The 20055-nt window shown below is 50.9% G+C and carries 13 protein-coding genes; 12 read left to right on the forward strand and 1 reads right to left on the reverse strand.

Translation table 11 applies throughout. The features are described 5' to 3' along the window. Positions 1-369: 369 nt before the first annotated feature. The 8 genes from C5O19_RS05205 (at position 370) to C5O19_RS25845 (ending at position 9138) form a co-directional block, all read left to right on the forward strand. Complete coding sequence (locus C5O19_RS05205; protein ID WP_104710253.1) at positions 370-1638, forward strand: PepSY-associated TM helix domain-containing protein; 1269 nt, start codon at positions 370-372, stop codon at positions 1636-1638. A gap of 122 nt (positions 1639-1760) precedes the next feature. Then, a complete protein-coding gene (locus C5O19_RS05210; protein ID WP_104710255.1) occupies positions 1761-2222 on the forward strand; it encodes a response regulator transcription factor in 462 nt (153 codons plus the stop codon). 79 nt (positions 2223-2301) lie between these two features. Next, complete coding sequence (locus C5O19_RS05215; RefSeq protein ID WP_104713900.1) at positions 2302-2835, forward strand: DUF4199 domain-containing protein; 534 nt, start codon at positions 2302-2304, stop codon at positions 2833-2835. Positions 2836-2846: 11 nt separating this feature from the next. Continuing rightward, the gene (locus C5O19_RS05220; RefSeq protein ID WP_104710257.1) at positions 2847-3464 is read left to right on the forward strand and encodes a YdeI/OmpD-associated family protein; all 618 of its coding nucleotides are present in this window, start codon (positions 2847-2849) and stop codon (positions 3462-3464) included. Between the two features lie 59 nt (positions 3465-3523). Next, positions 3524-4741 carry a DUF2264 domain-containing protein gene (locus C5O19_RS05225; RefSeq protein ID WP_104710259.1) on the forward strand — a complete coding sequence of 406 codons (1218 nt, stop codon included), beginning with the start codon at positions 3524-3526 and terminating at the stop codon, positions 4739-4741. Positions 4742-4868: 127 nt separating this feature from the next. After that, the gene (locus C5O19_RS05230) at positions 4869-5531 is read left to right on the forward strand and encodes an endonuclease III domain-containing protein (RefSeq protein ID WP_104710261.1); all 663 of its coding nucleotides are present in this window, start codon (positions 4869-4871) and stop codon (positions 5529-5531) included. A 134-nt stretch (positions 5532-5665) separates the two neighbouring features. Further along, positions 5666-7903, forward strand: a complete 2238-nt coding sequence (locus C5O19_RS05235; protein ID WP_104710263.1) for a family 20 glycosylhydrolase — start codon at positions 5666-5668, stop codon at positions 7901-7903. 656 nt (positions 7904-8559) lie between these two features. After that, positions 8560-9138: a hypothetical protein gene (locus C5O19_RS25845; protein ID WP_133163303.1), complete on the forward strand. Its 579-nt coding sequence runs from the start codon at positions 8560-8562 to the stop codon at positions 9136-9138. Between the two features lie 221 nt (positions 9139-9359). On the opposite strand, the gene C5O19_RS05245 is transcribed toward C5O19_RS25845, so the two are convergent. Then, positions 9360-9671 (reverse strand): winged helix-turn-helix transcriptional regulator, encoded by a 312-nt coding sequence (locus tag C5O19_RS05245; RefSeq protein ID WP_104710266.1) that lies wholly within the window; start codon positions 9669-9671, stop codon positions 9360-9362. 641 nt (positions 9672-10312) lie between these two features. Here C5O19_RS05245 and C5O19_RS05250 point away from each other — a divergent pair. The 4 genes from C5O19_RS05250 (at position 10313) to C5O19_RS05265 (ending at position 20048) form a co-directional block, all read left to right on the forward strand. Beyond that, positions 10313-11941: a pectate lyase family protein gene (locus C5O19_RS05250; protein WP_104710268.1), complete on the forward strand. Its 1629-nt coding sequence runs from the start codon at positions 10313-10315 to the stop codon at positions 11939-11941. Positions 11942-12269: 328 nt separating this feature from the next. After that, positions 12270-15362 (forward strand): DUF6298 domain-containing protein, encoded by a 3093-nt coding sequence (locus tag C5O19_RS05255; protein ID WP_104710270.1) that lies wholly within the window; start codon positions 12270-12272, stop codon positions 15360-15362. Positions 15363-15459: 97 nt separating this feature from the next. Next, positions 15460-18606 (forward strand): SusC/RagA family TonB-linked outer membrane protein, encoded by a 3147-nt coding sequence (locus C5O19_RS05260; protein WP_104710272.1) that lies wholly within the window; start codon positions 15460-15462, stop codon positions 18604-18606. 11 nt (positions 18607-18617) lie between these two features. Further along, positions 18618-20048, forward strand: a complete 1431-nt coding sequence (locus C5O19_RS05265; RefSeq protein ID WP_104710273.1) for a RagB/SusD family nutrient uptake outer membrane protein — start codon at positions 18618-18620, stop codon at positions 20046-20048. The last annotated feature ends 7 nt before the right edge of the window (positions 20049-20055 follow it).

Genomic DNA, 20055 nt, shown 5'->3' on the forward strand with positions numbered 1-20055 from the left:
CAGTAGGTAGAGGGGAATGCGGTTATCCCATTTTATCATCTAAGCCTTGCAGGTTACTGATTCAACGTCAGTAACCTTATTTTTTGCGGGTCCTGCCGATAAGTTTATGCATACGGATACAGGTCGGGAAACCTGCCCCAGTATAGTCACGCTAATCGAACACCTCTAACCAAATCGGCTTAACGTAAATAACCCGCGTAAAATACCGGGAAAGTCACTCCGTGCCTAACAAAATTTCACAACAATTCTACCAAGGGCTATTTTATTTTGACTAAGTCTTAATAAATTTGGACAACTAAGATTAATGAAGGCTTTTGCCAACGATTCAGTCTTTTCTTCCCTCGTCAATCTTCCGATTAGCCATTGATTATGACTAAAAAATACACGTTCCGGAAACTGATTCATGTCATGCACCTGTGGGTAGGTTTACCCTGTACCCTCGTTTTGTTTGTCATGTGCCTGACGGGTACGATGTATGTATTCAATCGCGAAATCACGCAGTGGGTAGATCAGGAAAAGTTTCACGTTAAGGTTCCGGCTCAGGGTAACGTACTGACGCTGGCTCAGCTCATGGCGGCGGTACAGCGGGAGAACAAAGAACTGCGAATTTCCGGTATACAGGTTCCCGAACGGGCCGACGAAGCCTGGACCTTCAGCCTGCTGAAAAAAGCCAAACCGGAAGCAAAGAAGGAAACCAAAGGAGCCGAGAAAGGCGAGAAGAAGGCACCCAGAAAAGAAAAGCCGACGAATCTGCTGGTAAATCCATACACCGGAAAGATTCAGGGCAACGCTCAAACCCCAACAGCCCAATTCTTTGCGACGGTTCTGCAACTGCACCGCTGGCTGCTCATCGAAAATCACGACATCGGGGGAGCCATCACGGGTACGGCCGCGTTAGGAATGATTCTGCTCCAAATCACGGGTCTGCTCTTATGGCTACCGGCGAAGCTCAGCAGCTGGAAAAAATGGAACGTCTGGAAACCCGGCTTCAAAATCAAAACCGATGCCAGCGGCAAACGACTCAACTTCGATTTACACAAAACACTGGGTTTTTACGCCTTCGTTTTTGTGACGATCATGGCTCTGACGGGCCCCGTTTTTGCCTGGGAATGGTATCGGACTGGTTACCGTCAGCTCATGGGCGTATTTACACCGAGAGAAGAGAAAGCCCTGGAGACCGATGCCAAAGGTCGCCAGCCGCTAGCTCTGGAAGCAATCATACGTCAAAGCAATCAGGTATTTCCGTACAGCGGCGTCCTGCGGCTGACGCTGCCGAAAGATTCGGTAGGTACCCTCATTGCTCAAAAATCACAGAACGGATTCTTCGCTTCGGCCGGCGTGGATCGACTGACGCTCGATCCGTATACGGGGCAGATACTGAAACTCGAACGCTTCGGGGATAAAACGTTGGGTGAGAAGATCGCCGTTTCGTCCAAGATTATCCATACGGGGGAACTCTATGGCACCTTCACAAAAATCCTGTATTTCCTGGCCTGCTTAATGGCAACTAGTCTACCCATTACCGGTTTTCTGATCTGGTGGAAGCGGGGTAAGGCCGAAGCAGCTAAACCGGTGGCTCGACCGGCAGGGACGGCTCGGGTTCGTCCGCGGGCAGTGGTACAGGCCGTACGGGAATAAAGAACTTGCCTGTATCGAAAGCATCATCTGAAAAGGTGATGCTTTTTTCATGGTCTGGTAGCAGAGTATCAGATACATTCGTAGCTTCATTCTTTACGTATCCCGTAATCAGTAAATGTCTTATGTGGCGATCTTTTCTATCGTACGGATTGGTACTGGGTCTGTTGCTAAGCTTATTGGCGTGGAGTAAGTACCGTTGGCTGATGCTCGACCACACGACCGAAATCTACGTGCTGGTACTGGCGGGTGTATTCATTGGGGTAGGTATCTGGGTGGGTTTACGCTGGATGGCTCCGCAGGTGATCGAAAAGGAAGTAATACAGGTGTACGAACCCCTTACGCGTCCAATTCCGGAGGTACTGGAGAAGTACGGAATCAGTGTTCGTGAGTGGGAAGTGCTGATGCAGGTTTCAAAAGGATTAAGCAACGAAGAAATTGCCGAGAAGCTATTTGTCTCAACGAACACCGTCAAAACACATCTGGGAAATCTCTACGCCAAGCTGGAGGTAAAACGACGCACCCAAGCCGTAGAAAAGGCCCGTTTGCTGGGATTACTCCAGGCCAGCACTCCCCCAAACGTATGATTTGGAAAAAATCACCCGAAAGGATGAGCGGCCGATTCTTTTTCATTCCCAGGTTTGGGACAAAAAACAAACCCTTGAAATGAAACGAACTATACTGGTTTTTGGGGCCATCGCTGGCGTAGTGGCGTCGCTCATGCTTGTGCTTTCCATGGCAATGCTGAAAAGTCGCTCGACCTTCTTTTTTAAGTACGGTGAACTGTTTGGATACACGTCGATGCTCCTGACGTTTTCCATAATTTTCATCGCCGTTAAAAGCTACCGAGATCGTTATTTAAACGGCTTTATTTCCTTTAAAGATGCCTTACTGCTGGGACTGGGTGTGGCTTTTACCGCTTCAACGATCTACGTCCTGGTTTGGGTGGTTTTTTACAAAACCATCTTTCCTGACTTTCCTCAATTCTACCAGCAGTGCATGATCGAAAAACAGCAAGCTCAGGGAAAAACTGCCGCTGAACTGGCGGAGTCGCGGGAGCAGATGCAGGTCATGTTTTCGTATTATGACACGTTGGGAGGTCTAATTGCCATCACGTATATGGAAATACTACCGGTTGGCTTGATCGTTGCCTTATTTAGTGGATTAGTACTGAAAAAACGTCCTTCTTTTAAAAGCTAACTTTGGGTTGTATGGGAAAAACAGATCCCCGCGTCGATCTGTACCTGGATAATGCGGCCGATTTTGCCCAGCCGATTCTGGGCCATTTACGGGAACTGATTCATACGGTTTGTCCCGACATTCAGGAAACGATTAAGTGGGGTACGCCCCATTTTGGCTACGCCAACGGTAACCTGTGCCTGATGGCCGCTTTTAAAAATCACGCTTCCTTTGGCTTTTGGCTGGGAGCGAAGATGGAAGACCCCGACGGAATTCTTACAATAAGCGGTGAGCAAACCGGCATGGGGCAGTTGGGAAAACTGCGGTCGTTATCGGATCTGCCTTCCGACGAAGTGCTGACCCGCTATCTCAAGCAGGCGATGCAACTGGCCGAGCAAGGCGTTCGGCCTACGCCGAAGCGAGAGCAACAGCCTGTTACTATTCCCGACTATTTTCAGGCGGAACTACAAAAAAATGAAGCGGCTCATCGGCAGTTTCAAAACTTTTCCCGGGCCTGCCAGCGGGAGTACGTACAGTGGCTGGAAGAAGCGAAAACGGAAAGCACGCGTACAAAACGCATGGATCAGGCTCTGGAATGGATCGCCGAAGGAAAAGTACGAAACTGGAAATACGTCAGGAAATCAAAATAGGGGAATCTGCCAATGAATTCCTTTCATCACTCAAGAATACGCTAAACCTGAATTAACGAATGCTTCGTCGCTTTTTTCTCCGTCAGTTAGGCGGAGCAAGCTTACTCAGTACGGTGTCTCCGCTGGAAACGCTGGCCGCCCCAAGCTCCGACCGGGCGTACTGGATCAGTATCCTGGAAAAACTATCGGAACCTCTGTTGACGGCTCTGGCCGAAGACCAGCTCAAAGTCCGGATGCCCGTGGAATCGAGGCGGGGTCAGGAAGCGGACCGTCGTAAGTACTCGTACCTGGAGGCCCTGGGTCGATTACTAGCGGGCATTGGCCCCTGGTTGGCTCTGGATACGGACGACGAAAAAACGATTCGGCAACGGTACTTCCAGCTGGCTCAGCGAGGGATTCAAAACGCGGTTAACCCCCAGGCCAAAGATTACATGAATTACAGTGAAGGCGGCCAGCCACTGGTTGACGCGGCTTTTCTGGCTCAGGGTTTACTGCGTTGCCCGAAGTTATACCAATCGTTACAGCCTGCGGTGCAGCAACAGCTTCTAGTGGCGTTTCGAAAGACACGGAACATTCGTCCCGGCTTCAGTAACTGGCTCTTGTTCAGTGCCATGATTGAAGTGTTTTTTGCCAGTATCGGCGAAGAGTATGATAAAATGCGACTGGACTACGCTTTACGTCAGCACGAACAGTGGTACAAGGGCGACGGTATCTTTGGCGATGGTCCGGATTTTCACTGGGACTACTACAACAGTTACGTCATCCAGCCCTTCATGGTGGATATCTTACGATTCCTGCCCGATAAAAGTTACGATTTCTTGCGAACCCGGATGGATAAAATTGCTCCCCGGTACGCAGCCATTCAGGAACGATTGATCGCTTCGGATGGAAGTTTTCCGGTCATTGGCCGATCCATTTGTTACCGGGCCGGGGCTTTTCATCACCTGGCGAATACGGCTTTTCTACGGCAATTACCGTCCGAGATTGCTCCCGCTCAGGTGCGGAGTGCTCTAACGGCAGTATTGCACAAAACCCTCGACAGTCCTAAAAATTATGATTCGAAAGGCTGGCTTTACATTGGTCTGAATGGGCATCAGCCCGATCTCGGCGAAAGCTATATTTCGACGGGAAGTTTATTTCTGACGGCCATGGCCTTACTTCCGCTGGGACTCCCCGCTACGGATGCCTTCTGGGCGAATCCAGCTACGGACTGGACCAGCCGCCGCATCTGGGAAAAAGGTGAAAACCTACCGACGGATCACGCCGTGAAAGCTTAAAATACGGAGCACGTTCTGCCGAAAAGAACCCTGGAAGGGTTCAATTTGAATAGCCCTAGGTGCAACCCAGGGCTATTCAAACCCAGCTGGCTCAGCTTTTTATCGTACCATCGAAAACGAGCCAACCATGAAACGTGCCTTCGATCTAACGGAAATGCTGCAACGCATTGAAAAAGCCATTGCCCGGTACCCCAAAGCAGCCATGTTTGAACTGGCCGAGCGCGGCTATAATACGCTGTTTGAACAACTTATTTCCTGCATCATCTCGATTCGGACCCTCGACGAAACGACGATTCCGCTTTCCCTGAAACTCTTTGAGCGAGCCCGTACGCCACAGCAATTGCTGAACATTCCGATGGAAGAACTGGCGAATATGCTGGAAGGAAGTCAGTATCCCGGACAAAAAGCCGAGACGATGCGAGCCATCGCCCAAACGGCCATCAGCCAGTACGGCGGCCAGCTACCCGCTAATTTCGACCAGCTAACGGCCCTCAAGGGTGTAGGTCCGAAGTGTGCGAACCTGGCGTTGGGCGTAGCCACGGGCGTGCCCGCCATCAGCGTGGATGTACACGTCCATCGGGTCGTGAACCGCTGGGGATTTGTGAAAACCACCACGCCCGAAAAAACGCTGAAAGTACTGGAAAACAAAGTCCCCGTATCCCAATGGATTGACATCAACCGCTTACTAATGCCCTTTGGAAAACACGTTTGTACCGGAACGCTGCCCCGCTGTTCGACCTGTCCCGTCCTGGAGTTTTGTGAACAGGTGGATGTGACGAAACATCGGTAAAGTCGGTCGTTTGCTCCGGCAGAAGTCTTTTCTTTGTATTCTTTGATGAGCGAATGGGTATAAGGCTCCGGTTTTACTCTTCCTCTGCAGAGGCCCTCTCATGCTGGCTTGTGTGTGACCATTAAACGAATCCAATGAAAAAATTGCTGATACTCGCCTGCTTCTTGGTAAGCGGGATGACGTACGCCCAAACGAATCCTTATCCGCTGATTCCCTATCCGGCTTCGCTGCAACCCAGCACCGGATTTTTTGAAGTGAATGCTTCCACGAGTCTGGTCGTTCCAGCCGATGCCTCGCTGCAATCGCAGGTAAATCAATTGAAATCGCTGCTAGGCATTACCCGTACCACGGCTGGCTCAGGCAATCGGGTCATCCTGGGGTACGATGCCTCTTTAGGTAATGAGGAGGCATACACGCTGGAAGTCAATGCTTCGAAGATCAAGTTGTTGGGCAAAACCAATACGGGAATCAACCGCGGAATACAATCGCTGCGTCAACTGGTGATGGCGGGTGCTGCGAAGAAAATTCCGGCGGTAACGATCAAAGACCAGCCCGCGTACGCCTGGCGGGGAATGCACCTGGATGTGTCGCGGCATTTTTTCACGCTGGAGTATCTGAAAAAATACGTCGATCAGTTAGCCTTCTACAAATTCAACAAGTTTCACCTGCACCTGACCGATGACCAGGGCTGGCGGATTGAAATCAAAAAATACCCTTTACTGACCCAGGAAGGGGCCTGGCGTACGCTTAACAATCAGGATTCTACCTGTATCGCCCGCTCGAAAGACAACCCGGATTTTGCCATCGACCCTCGTTTCCTGAAAATGAAAGACGGCAAACAGGTATACGGCGGGTTCTATACCCAGGAGCAAATCAAGGAACTGGTGGCTTACGCAGCGGAACGGTCCGTGGAAATCGTTCCCGAAATCGATATGCCCGGTCACATGATGGCGGCCATCCGGCAATATCCGTTCCTGAGCTGTACCTCCGATGCGGGGTGGGGGAAGACCTTCTCGACGCCGATTTGTCCCTGTAACGAGCAGACGTATCAGTTTGCCGAAGACGTATTCAACGAAATTTTCGCCCTTTTTCCCAGCAAATACGTCCATCTGGGAGCCGACGAAGTAGAGAAAACTACCTGGGCCAATTCCGAGGCCTGTAAGGCTCTGATGCAGAAAGAAGGCATCAAAAACGTGGAAGAATTGCAGAGTTATTTTGTGCACCGGATGCAGAAGTTTTTCGCTTCGAAGGGCAAACAGCTCATCGGCTGGGACGAAATTCTGGAAGGGGGCATCGACGCTTCGGCCATCGTGATGTACTGGCGTTCGTGGGTGAAAAAAGCACCCTACCAAGCTGCCCAGAACGGAAATGCTATTGTCATGACGCCCGTGAGTACACTTTACTTCGATAGCCCTCCGGGTATTCAGTCGGTATCGAACGTGTATAACTTGGAAGTGGTGCCCGAAGGCATTACGCCCGAACAGGCGAAGTTGTTCATGGGTGCTCAGGCGAACCTCTGGACGGAATTCATTCCCAGCGAAAACCGGGCCGAGTACATGTACATGCCGCGGATGACGGCTCTATCGGAAGTGGTCTGGACGAACAAAAAGGATTTCGCTTCCTACGAGAAATGTCTGTTGCAGCATTATCCGATCATGGAGAAACACAACATTCATTACCGCTTACCCGACCTGACGGGCTTTACGGAGGAAAATGTGTTTGTCGATAAAGCGACGTTATCCATCAAAAAACCGTTGGAAAGCTATACGCTTCGGTACACAACGGACGGCTCGCTGCCCCAGAAAACCTCGCCTGAGCTGGGCAAAGGACTGACGATCACCAAACCGCAAACGATCAAAGTAGCGGCCTTTACGTCTACAGGCTTACGCGGGGATATCTATACGCTGAAGTACCAGCAACAGGCGTACGCCAAGCCCGTTTCGGCTAGTGGGAAGAAACCTGGTTTGACGGGTAGCCTGTACAAGAAATTTTTCAAGATGACTACGCTGATGAAGCAGGAGAAAGCCGATAGCACCTTTACGGTATCGAATGTAGTCGTGCCCAAGACAGTCACAGCTCCCAGCTTCGGTATTCAGTTCCGGGGACTCATTAACGTACCCGAAACGGGCGTGTATAGTTTCTTCTATACTTGTGATGATGGAGGGATTCTCCGTATCGCCGACCGTATGGTTGTAGATAACGATGGGAACCATTTCCCCATCGAAAAAAGTGGACAAGTGGCTTTACAAAAGGGTGCTCATCCCTTTGAAGCCGATTTTATTGAAGGCGGCGGTGGCTTCACGCTTACATTGAAATACAGCCTGAACGGTTCGGACCCGAAGGAGGTACCAGATAGCTGGTTTATGCGATAGATGAATAGAAGAACTTGAGGAAACCCCCGCAGTGCAGACTGCGGGGGTTTCTTTTTTTATCAAAACTGGCCATCAGTGAATGCATTTTGGGGGTTGGGTTTTAACTCAACCCTAGGATGAATCTATGGCTCTTATCTGTTGGTCTCGAGATTACCTTGTAAGGACGGATTCCAATCCATACTCTAATTGGTATAGATTTTTATAGGTATAAATACTTAAAAATTTATATATTTTTACCTATGGAAAATAATTCTTCTTTACGCGTTCGTAAACGCCAGCTTCTGCTCTGCACTGGCTTGTTAGGGATAAGCCTATGTATCTCATCTTGTCATAAGCCTGATATAGAACTAGTAGAGCAACCTGTTTTCGAAACAGATACGACAGGTGACCATATCGGCGTAAGAACTTTTATTACTTACAACATCTACAAGGATCAATTGTACCCTTATACTACGTATTCTATTAAGCCAGAAATCTTGGCAACTATTAAGGATAAGAACGTAGTAACTGCAGAGTTGAATTTGTGGAATTCAAGGCAAAAGGATAAACAGAGTCACGAGAAAATATTCCGACTTTTCAGCGACTTAATTCCAGAAATGTACCGAAAAGACATTAAGTATTTTTCGGTAAGTGTCCCTTCACCAACTTATGCAACTATGAGTACGTTAAAAAACAATTCGTTGGAAAGCTTTAACCTAGAAGTGAACGCAGAATTATTAACGTATCTAGATTCCATTCCTGCGTTCAAGGCACCGGAGTATCGGCATAATACACTGGGATACAGCTATCCTATCTATCTACTCATTCATGAATTTGGGCATTATGTAACGTCTAACAAAGAGCAAAGCTATTTGAAATACCTGCCCAATTCTAATACGTATAACGCTGCACCCAAACCGGGTTCAATTCAGGATAGCCTGGATGTAATGTATTGGAATCGGTATTTGAAGGATCAGGCTGGGGTGGATTGTTGGGCCAAACACGGAAATACCTATTATTTTTGCGAACCTGCCAATGAATTTGTCACCGGATATGCCTCTAGTTCGCTAGGCGAAGACGCAGCCGAAACCTTCGCTCACTTTGTACTCTTGGACGAAAAGCCTACCGCAACCACAGCGGTGAACCGTAAACTATTATTGTTCTACCAGAATCCCAGAATGGTAGCTATTCGGCAGAGTATTCGTGAGAATCTGAAGAAATTGGGGATTGTTCCCAGAAGTCCTACTATGCGTTAGGTTCTGTTAATGATGAATGATTCGTTTACGGAGATCGTGCTTTGAAGGCGAGAAGGATTGCGTCTTTATCTGTGGAGAGCAACGGTCTTTCAGGGATTAGTTTAAATGTTAACCTTAATAGATAGGTCGAGCCTATGTTCTCGGCTGTCGCTATTCTAGCTGGCAGCACAGAGCGATAGGCTCGATTATCTTATAAGAACGCATTCCAATCCGTTCTACCCTCAGGCTAAGCCCTCCAACTGCTTAAACACCGGAATTAGAAGCTGACCTTTCTCCGTCAGATAATATTCGATATGCAGGGGTTTTTCTTGGATCGTGATCTTCTCCAAAATCCCTTCTTCTTCCAGTTCCCGCAAGGCTACCGCCAGCGATTGTTTGTTTGTATCCGGTATTTGTCGTAGTAGCGAATTAAACCGTAACGGAGCATCTACCGCCAGACGAAAGATGTCAGCCTTCCATTTTCCTGACAACAATTTCAAAAGACCTTTTGCTGGGCAGGTCTCAGAAGCTTGGGGCTGTTCGCTAGTAGTCATACATTCCATCAATCAATTTCGAAACAAAGATAAAAGAATCAACTACATGGAACGGAAGAGCAGGAAGCCGCACGAAAAAAGTACTGACGAACTACGTAAGAATGAGAAGTTCTTGAAAATGGCGGTCGCTATGACCGCAATCGCAGCAGGGCTGATGGTAACGATCGGAATCTATTCTAAGCGTTAAGAGCGAAAAATTCAACCCCATTGCTGCTGTTTCCGTATCCATGTTAACTCTTGTGCTGGTGAATGCGATGAACTTAAAAGCCATACAGGCGGAGAAAAAAAGCAGGGGATTATACGTAAACAGGCACGAAAGAGACTCCAGTCCTTGGCCCAGGCCAATGATCCACTAGGTAAGCAAATCGATTGAAGCAAACGTAAGCAAGGCTTTGGTTTACAGTTTATTATCCTTTACTCAGTGAATCATCTTACCTTCTTTTACGGAAATCAAGGGAAATCGACTGATAAGATGCTACATAACCTCGAAAAAATGATATACATATCTCGGGTTTTTATAGCCTTATTTTGAGGTTGTAATGAAGTTCACCCTTCAATCTATCGCTTCATTCGTATTCGTCTTTCTTTAACGAAGAAGAAAACCTCGATTTATCCGTGATTCATCCGTTTTTTGGGTAACCATGAAGAAAAACCTCATTCCTGTTTTACTAGCTGCTGTACTGAGTTCGACGAGCGTTTTTGCTCAGTATCCCCAAATTCCCTCCGACGTACAGAAAGCTAGTGATGAATTACTGGCCGAAGCCCGCAAAAAATCGGACTTAGCCTGGCAAAAAGCGTATCCTACCATTCTGAAAGAAGCCCGCGAGGGTAAGCCGTATATTCCCTGGGCGGGCCGTCCCTATGACTTACCCCAGGCTCCCATTCCGGCCTTTCCCGGAGCCGAGGGCGGCGGTGCCTTTACCTTTGGTGGACGTGGGGGCAACGTATATGTAGTAACGAGTCTGGAAGACAGCGGCCCCGGTACCTTGCGGGATGCCTGCGAACAGGGGGGAGCCCGTACCGTTGTATTTAACGTTTCGGGCATTATACGGCTGAAAACACCGCTCATCATCCGGGCACCGTACATCACCATCGCCGGACAATCGGCTCCGGGCGATGGCGTCTGCGTAGCCGGGGAGTCGGTCTGGATCAACACGCATGACGTGGTGATTCGGTACATGCGATTCCGTCGGGGTGAAACGCACGTCGGTCGTCGGGATGATTCTATCGGTGGAAACCCCGTGGGTAATATCATGATCGACCACGTATCGGCCAGCTGGGGTCTGGACGAAAACATGTCGATGTACCGCCACATGTACAACGACAGCACGGGAGCCATCGAGCAGAAACTGCCCACGGTGAACATCACCATTCAGAACTCCATTTTCTCGGAAGCCCTCGATACCTGGAATCACGCCTTTGGCAGTACGCTGGGCGGCGAGAACTGTACGTTTATGCGGAATCTCTGGGCGGATAACGCCGGACGAAACCCTTCCATAGGCTGGTACGGCATCTTCAACTTCGTGAATAATGTGGTCTTCAACTGGGTACACCGATCGGTAGACGGCGGCGACTATCGGGCCATGTTCAACATCATCAACAATTACTACAAACCCGGTCCGCTGACACCGAAGGATTCGCCCGTCGGCCACCGGATCATCAAACCCGAAGCGGGTCGCAGTAAGCTCGACCACCTGGTGTTTGGCCGGGCGTACGTTCACGGGAATATCATGGAAGGGAACGAAGCCGTTACGAAAGACAACTGGAACGGAGGCGTGCAGGTAGAAAACTTCGCCAACACGGATAAGTATACCGCCGACATGAAGTGGAATGAGCCGCTACCAATGCCCCAACTGACGATTTTGCCCACGCAAAAGGCCTTTGATTACGTACTGACGAATGCCGGTGCTACCTTACCCAAACGCGATCCCGTGGATACGCGGATTGTGGAGCAGGTACGGACGGGCAAGATCACGTACAAGGAAGGCGTGAAACTGCCGGAAACTCAGTTCAAACACCGTCGGTTGCCCATTGATTCGTACAAACAAGGCATCATTACCGACATTAGTCAGGTGGGAGGTTATCCCGAATACAAAGGCACGCCCTACGTCGATAGCGATAAGGACGGCATGCCCGATGACTGGGAAAAGAAAAACGGACTGAATCCGAAAGATCCGTCGGATGCTTCCAAAGTCAAGAAAAAAGATGGGTACACGAACATCGAAAACTACCTGAATAGTCTGGTTTCGGTGCAAAATGTAAAGCCCTAAAACCTAAGGGTACCCATCATCAAAAGGACTCTTTTGGGGTGTCAGACCGGGGCGAAGGCTTCGACGCTGACACCCTTTCATTTGGTACGGGTTTATGCTAAAATGATACAGCGGCTGGGAAACATGGTACACGAAAAAAAGAGCCTATTTCTTTACTTTTGAATACTTTTTCGGGGAAAAAGTACAGTCTTGGCCGACCCATTGAAAAAGTATACGCGAGTGAGTGTGTATCCAATCCACGCTTCTGTAGAAACTTATCTTTTCTCACCAGTGAAAGGTCACCCGATGTTTCGCTGGTGAATGTATTCATTTAAGCCTGTTACCTGCGGTGTATCTAACGAAGCTTTTCTTAGGACTTGTACTGGGGCTAGGGCTGGGAACGGCCCGGGCTCAAAAGCCTAAACCGGTCAAAAAACAGCCGCCCATTCAGCTGAACGCTCAGCAAAAACTGGAGTATACGACCGACGCCCTCGGCAACCGGATACTGGATTTTTCCTACTGCGGCTACCGGGCGGGCGAAGCAGTTATTCCAAACGTACCCATTCAGATTCGAGTTCCTGTCACAAAGGGCGATGCAACAGCCCGGATTCAGGCCGCGATTGATTACGTATCGAAATTACCGCTAACTACCGAAGGTTTTCGCGGGGCTATTCTGCTGGAAAAAGGCCTGTATGAAGTCAGGGGTACGCTGAAAATCAAAGCCTCGGGTGTAGTCCTGCGGGGCAGTGGCATTCACGCTACGACGCTACGCGGAACGGGGGCCAGCCGGGACGATCTGGTTACAATCACCGGAAAAAACGACCAGCAGATCGAGAAAGCCGTACCGCTGACGGATACCTACGTACCCGTCAATGCCCGCGTGATTCATACCCATGCTTCCATTCAACCGGGAGATCGGGTACAAATTCAGCGACCTTCCACCAAAGCTTGGATTGACACGCTAGGTATGGATCATTTTGGCGGTGGCGTGATGGCTTTGGGCTGGAAACCCGGCCAGCGGGACTTGTACTGGCACCGAAAAGTCGTAGCGGTCCAGGGCAATGAACTGACGCTGGATGCCCCGCTCACCACTGCACTGGATCAAACCTTCGGCGGTGGAACCATTGCCCGCTATACCTGGCCCGGAAAAATCCGGCAGAGTGGCCTGGAAAACCTGCGGATGGAATCGACTTATGATACTAGAAATTCCAAAGACGAAGACCACCGCTGGACGGGCGTAACGCTGGAAAACGTGGAAGACGCCTGGGTCCGTCAGGTCGATTTTGCTCATTTTTCGGGTTCGGTTGTCAACATACAGGAGACGGCTCAACGCATTACGGTGGAGGATTGTCGTTCCTTCGAGCCCATCTCCGAGATCGGCGGCGAACGACGCTATACGTTTTATACCAAAGGTCAGCAAACGCTGTTTCAACGCCTCTATTCCGAATACGGTTACCACGATTTTGCGGTAGGCTTTTGTGCCACCGGGCCGCACGCCTTCGTACAGTGCGAAGCCCATTTGCCCTACAGTTTCAGCGGGGGCGTGGACAGCTGGGCTTCGGGCGTATTGTTCGACATCGTGAACAGTGACGGCAATGCTTTACGCTTCGGTAACCTCGGTCAGAACGGGCAGGGAGCCGGATACAACGTCGCCAACAGCGTATTCTGGCAGTGTACGGCGGCACTCGTGCAGTGCGATCAGCCCGTACTTGCTCAGAATTGGGCTTTTGGTACCTGGGCTCAGTTTGCGGGTAATGGGTATTGGGAGCAATCGAACGAGCACATTCGGCCCCGCAGTTTGTACTACGCTCAGGTGAAGGAACGTCTCGGGGAACGTTTTCCTGAAGCCCTGATGCCCGTTCCCACGGAAGCTTCGAGTAGTCCGCCGGTCAACGTGGCTCAGGAGCTGACGCAGGCATCGCTTCGGCCGGCCCTAACGCTATCGGAATTTATCGAACAAGCTTCCACCCGGAACGCGATCCCCGTGGAAACGAAAATCGCGGCCGTGGATTCCAAAACCACCATAGCACCTGTATCCAAATCGGCTCCCATGGAAATCAAAAAAGGCGTGCTGGTACGGGGAGAACAAATCCTGACGGGTCGTCGGCAGGAGGTGCCCTGGTGGAACGGTAGTACCCGTCCCCAGGGTCTGAAAAATGCCAAACCGCACATTACTCGGTTTGTTCCGGGACGCACCGGCGTTGGACTTACCGATGATCTGGACGCCCTGACCGATTCCATGCAAGCCCAGCACATCTTGGCCATCGACCATAATTATGGACTTTGGTACGACCGTCGCCGCGACGATCACGAACGCATCCGTCGCATGGACGGGGAAGTCTGGGCCCCGTTTTACGAACTACCGTTCGCCCGCAGTGGAAAGGAAACGGCCTGGGACGGCCTGAGTAAATACGATCTGACGAAGTATAACCAGTGGTACTGGAATCGGCTGAAACAATTTGCCGATCTGGCCGATCAAAAGGGACTGATGCTGGTACATGAGCATTATTTCCAGCATAACATCATCGAAGCCGGAGCCCATTACGCCGATTTCTCCTGGCGTCCGGTGAATAACCTGAATCACACCGGTTTTCCCGAACCCGTCCCTTACGCGGGTGATAAGCGAGTATTCATGGCCGAGCAGTTTTACGACGTGACGCATCCCGAGCGGCGGAAACTACACCGGGCGTACATCCGACAATGTCTGAATAATTTCATCGGAAACACGGGTGTCGTACAGCTCATTGGAGCGGAATATACGGGGCCTCTGCACTTCGTTCAGTTCTGGATCGATACCATCAAAGAATGGGAAAAAGAAACGGGCAAATGCGTTACCGTCGGACTTAGTACGACCAAGGATGTGCAGGACGCCATTCTGCAGGACGCCAAACGAGCCGACGCCGTGGATCTCATCGACATTAAATACTGGCATTACCAGGCCGACGGGTCCGTCTACGCTCCGGCGGGTGGACAAAATCTGGCTCCCCGCCAGCACGCCCGCTTGCTCAAACCCAAACGCAGCTCCTTCGAACAAGTCTATCGGGCGGTGAAGGAATACCGGGAGAAGTACCCCAACAAAGCCGTAACCTACGCGGGCGACAGTCATGACATTCAGGGGTGGGCCGTGTTGCTGGCGGGCGGTTCCATGCCCAGCCTGCCGCCCATCGCCGACGGTGCTTTTCTACAGTCCGCGGCTCGGATGCAGCCCGTCAACTTACCGGAAAATGGCCCGAATCAGTACGCTTTGAGTAATCCGGCACTTGGTTATATTCTGTACAACGATTCGAATCAAGCCATTAGTTTACCCATTCAGAAGTCAGTAACCGTTACCCGGATCGATCCAAAAACGGGGCAGGTCCGTGGCGTAAAAAAAGCCGACCGTGGAACGCTTGATTTACCCGCCAGCCAGGGGCCCGAAGTGATCTGGATACGTTTTCAGTAAACCAGTAGGCAGCAGTACCGAATGATTTTCCAGCCTTTTTGCCGAAGGCCGGAAAGCGTATACTTACCTCTTTACAGTTTAAACCTATATAAAACCTATGAAACAATTCTTCCTGACCCTGCTGGGGTTCCTGCTGCTATTCTTCACGGCTCAGGCCCAAACCCGTACCATTAGGGGCAACGTAACGGGAGCCGGGGAGGCCCTGCCCGGCGTAAGCATTTTGCTGAAAGGTACCCAACGCGGCACCACTACCGACGCTAGTGGTAGGTTCCAGCTCGAAGTACCGGAATCCAATGCCGTACTGCTGTTTAGTTACGTGGGCTACCAAAACAAAGAAGTCACCGTCGGTAGCCAGACCGAATTAACCGTAGAACTGATGACGGATAACAAAGCCCTCGATGAAGTGGTCGTCGTGGGTTACGGGACACAAAGCAAGCGGGCCGTGACAGGGGCGGTTACCTCCATCGGCTATGACCAGTACAAGGATCGTTCGTTCAGTAATGTCACACAATCACTGGCGGGGAAGATGCCGGGCGTAAACATCACGCAGGCCCAGGGAGCACCGGGCTTATCGCCCATCATCCGGATTCGGGGCGTCAACTCCATCACGGCGGGTACCAATCCGCTGTTTGTCGTAGACGGTGTTCCACTGGAAAACTTCAACCTGAACATGATCAATCCGCAGGACATCGAATCGGTAGAAGTACTGAAAGATGCTTCCTCGGCGGCTATTTACGGGTCACGCGGGTCCAGTGGCGTAATTCTGGTAACAACCAAGCAGGGGCAGGCGGGCCGGACTGCCGTGAGTGCTACCTTCGAATACGGCGTTCAGGAAGTAGCCAAGCAGATCAAAATGATGAACGCCCAGCAGTACATTGACTACTACGTCACGGCAAAAAACAACGGCTGGGTGGCGGCGGGAGGGAAGGCGACCGATCCCAATTCGGCCCGGACGGCTTCGTACCGCATTCCCGAGGATTTCCTCAATAACCGTCAATTATTCGGAAATGGTACCAACTGGCAGGACGCGATGTACCGGACAGCTCCGCTGCGAAACGCTCAGGTATCGGTGTCGGGCGGAACGGACAAAACGCAGTTTCTCTTTTCAACGGCCTATCTCGATCAGGACGCCGTACTCGATCAGAACTATTACAAACGCCTGACCATTCGCTCCAACATCAAAAGTGCCGTTTCGAAACGCCTCACCATTGGAGCCAATCTCGGCATCACGGGAATCAACGACCGGACGGAAGGGACACAGGGGAAAAGTGACGTCATCAGTCTGGCTTTGCAGAGTACGCCGATTTATCCGGTGTACAACGAAAACGGCAACCTCGGCCCACTGGACCCTAATTCAACCTGGAACCGATTTGTACCCTTCAATGATCTGGTACTCTGGCATCCGTATTCGCTGACCCGCTTTTACCACAAGAAAAACCGCTCGTTCAATACGCTGGGAACGGCTTACGCGGAGTTCAACATTCTCGACGACCTGAAATTCCGGACGAGTATCAACGCCAATCTTTTCAACAACCGGGGCGATAGTTACCGCGTGGCGAAGCAGGGCTACGGCTACTCCTCGGTGCTGGACGCGGCAGCAACGAATTTCTCGACGTACTCCCTCAACTGGCTGAGCGAGAATACGCTGAACTACGACAAGCAATTCGGTGATCACAAACTGACGGCTCTGGCGGGGTATACGGCTCAGAAACAGCGGGATGAGTACGCGACGGTGGGAGCCAATAACTTTCCGAACGATCTGGTTGAAACGCTCAATGCGGGTACGGTTTCGGCGGGAAGCACCACGGCTTCGGAATGGTCAATGCTGTCGTATCTGGGTCGGGTGAATTACAATTTCAAAAACAAATACTTTTTGACGGCGGCGGTGCGGCGGGATGCCAGTTCGCGATTTGGCCGGAATAGCCGCTGGGGTACCTTCCCCTCAGTATCGGCAGGCTGGCTGGTTTCGGATGAGAATTTCATGAGTGACCTCAAAGCCGTCAGTAATCTGAAAGTACGAGTAAGTTATGGCGTAACGGGCAACAACCAGATTCCCAACTACGGGGCGGTGAGTTTGCTCGGTAGCAGTAATTACGTGGGCAACGGAGCCATCGCCAACGGCCTGCGAAATACGAATATCGCCAACCCGGATTTACGCTGGGAGAAGAACAACCAGTTTGATATTGGGCTGGATCTGGGGCTGTTTAACAACCGCCTGAACATCACGGCGGATTACTACAATACCGTCACCAAAGACATGCTGCTGAACCTGCCCGTGCCGGACATTACGGGTTTCTCGACGCAACTGACCAACATCGGACGGATGCGGAACCGGGGATTCGAACTGGCGATCAACTCCAAAAATGTGGTGGGAAGTTTCAACTGGACGACGGATTTCAATTTTTCCCTGAATCGCAATAAAGTCCTAAAACTCGGGCCTTCGAATGCTCCGATCATTTATACGGAATACGTCGTGAGCGTGAAGACGGAAATCGGTCAGCCGATTTCGAATTTTTACGGCTACGTGTTCGATGGCGTATTTAAAAATCAGTCGGAGATCGACGGCTATCCGCACGACCCGAGTACCACGCCGGGCGATCCTCGCGTGCGGGACGTCAACGGCGATGGCCGCATCACCACCGATGATCAGACGACGATTGGCAATTACCAGCCTGATTTCATTGCCGGGATGACGAATACGTTCAGCTACAAAGGCTTCGACCTCTCTTTTCTGTTGCAGGGTTCCTACGGCGGAGAAATTGTAAACCAGAACGTTCGTTACCTCGGAATCTGGAACGCGGGCCGGAATTTCTACGAAGACCTGACCAATTACTGGCGTTCCGAAAGCGAGCCGGGTGACGGCAAGCATTTCAAACCTACCATTTCACCGAAGGGTTTGCAGGAGAAATTTTCCAGCTACTGGGTGGAAGATGCGTCGTTTCTGCGGGTGAAAAACATTCGGGTTTCGTACGCCCTACCGACAAGCTGGCTTAGTAAAACGCCCGTCCGTTCGGCCCGGGTGTATGTGAACGCCGAGAACGTCTTTCTCTTCAGCAAATACCGGAACATCGATCCCGAAAACACCACTTACCGACCCACCAACTACAACGCCATTAGTACCGAAACCGGCACGATTGGCAGTACGGGCAATGCGAGCTTCCCCTCGGGAGCCATGATCGGCGTGGATTACGGCTCGTACCCGCTGCCCCGGGTCATTACGTTTGGTATTCGTGCGGACTTCTAAACCTGATACTCATGAAACGTTATTCATTCCATCAATCGGCTTACGGGCTGATGCTCGTGCTGGCGACGCTTACGGGTTGCACGAATTCCTTCCTGGATCTGGCTCCAATTTCCAACGCCAACTCCGAAAATTTCTACCGGACTACCGCTGATTTCGATCTGGCTGCCAACGCCGCGATGGCTACCCTGTACACCGTATACGGCCCTGAGGGACCCGTTTCGTACGCGGGAGAAATTCAGTCGGATAACGTAACGCTAAACGCCGTAGCGGGCATTCAGGCCGACAAATGGGCCTACCGCGATTATACGCTTAATTCCACCAATACGATCAACTACTCTTTCTGGCAGATATACTATTCGGCTTTGTACAACGTCAACATCGTGATTCAGAAACTGGAATCGGCTTCACTGAATGAAGACTACAAGAAGTCGGTTCGGGCTCAGATGTTGTTTCTGCGAAGCTTGTACTACTTCAATATGGTGCGAACCTGGGGCGATGTGCCGTTGGTACTGACGCCCATTACAGCGGCGGAAAGTTATACCTACGCCCGCAAGCCACAAGCCGAAGTATACCAGCAGATTCTGTCGGATTTGCAGTACGCGGCGGAAAATCTGCCGCTGGCTTCGGCGACGACCAAAGGCAAGCCGACGCAGGGAGCGGCTCAAACTTTACTGGGCAAAGTATACCTGACGCTGAACGATAAAACCAACGCAGCCCGCGTGCTGAAAGCCGTTTATGACAGCAAACAGTATTCGCTGGTACCGGCGTACGCTTCGCTGTGGTCGAATACGAACAAGAATACGAGTGAGTCGATTTTTGAAATTCAGTTTCTGGGCGGTTCACCGACGAGTCCGTACAGCGAGTATTACCAGACGTTTTTTCCCGCAGTGAGTTATACGGGGTACATCGGAGGCGGTATCAATCAGGTAACGAATGATTTGTGGAATGAATATGAACCGGGTGATCCCCGCAAAACGGCTAGCATTGATACGGGCTACGTGGATACGAAAGGAGTGTTTCAATCCATCAAGTTTCCGAAGAAATGGAACGACAAAACGACGCCAGTAACGACGGGCAAGGTGCTGGGGCTGAGTAATTTCATGGTACTTCGCTACGCCGATCTGTTACTGATGCTCAGCGAAGCCACCGACGATCCTACGTATCTGAATCAGGTACGGACGCGAGCGGGTGTGCCGACGTATGGCTCGGCGAATTATCCTTCCGGTCGCTACGGAACGTTGGCCCTGGCTTTGGAACACGAACGTCGGGTGGAGCTGGCTCTGGAATTTCACCGCTGGTTTGATCTCAAACGTACCAACCGGGCCATTCCAGTGCTGACGACCAAAGGCAAACCCACCACGGAATCGAAACTGATCGCTCCGATACCCTTAACGGTGCTTCAGCAAAATTCGATTATTACGCAGAATCCGGGGTATAATTAAGTATAGA

This window comes from Siphonobacter curvatus, from assembly GCF_002943425.1.
GTDB lineage: Bacteria > Bacteroidota > Bacteroidia > Cytophagales > Spirosomataceae > Siphonobacter > Siphonobacter curvatus.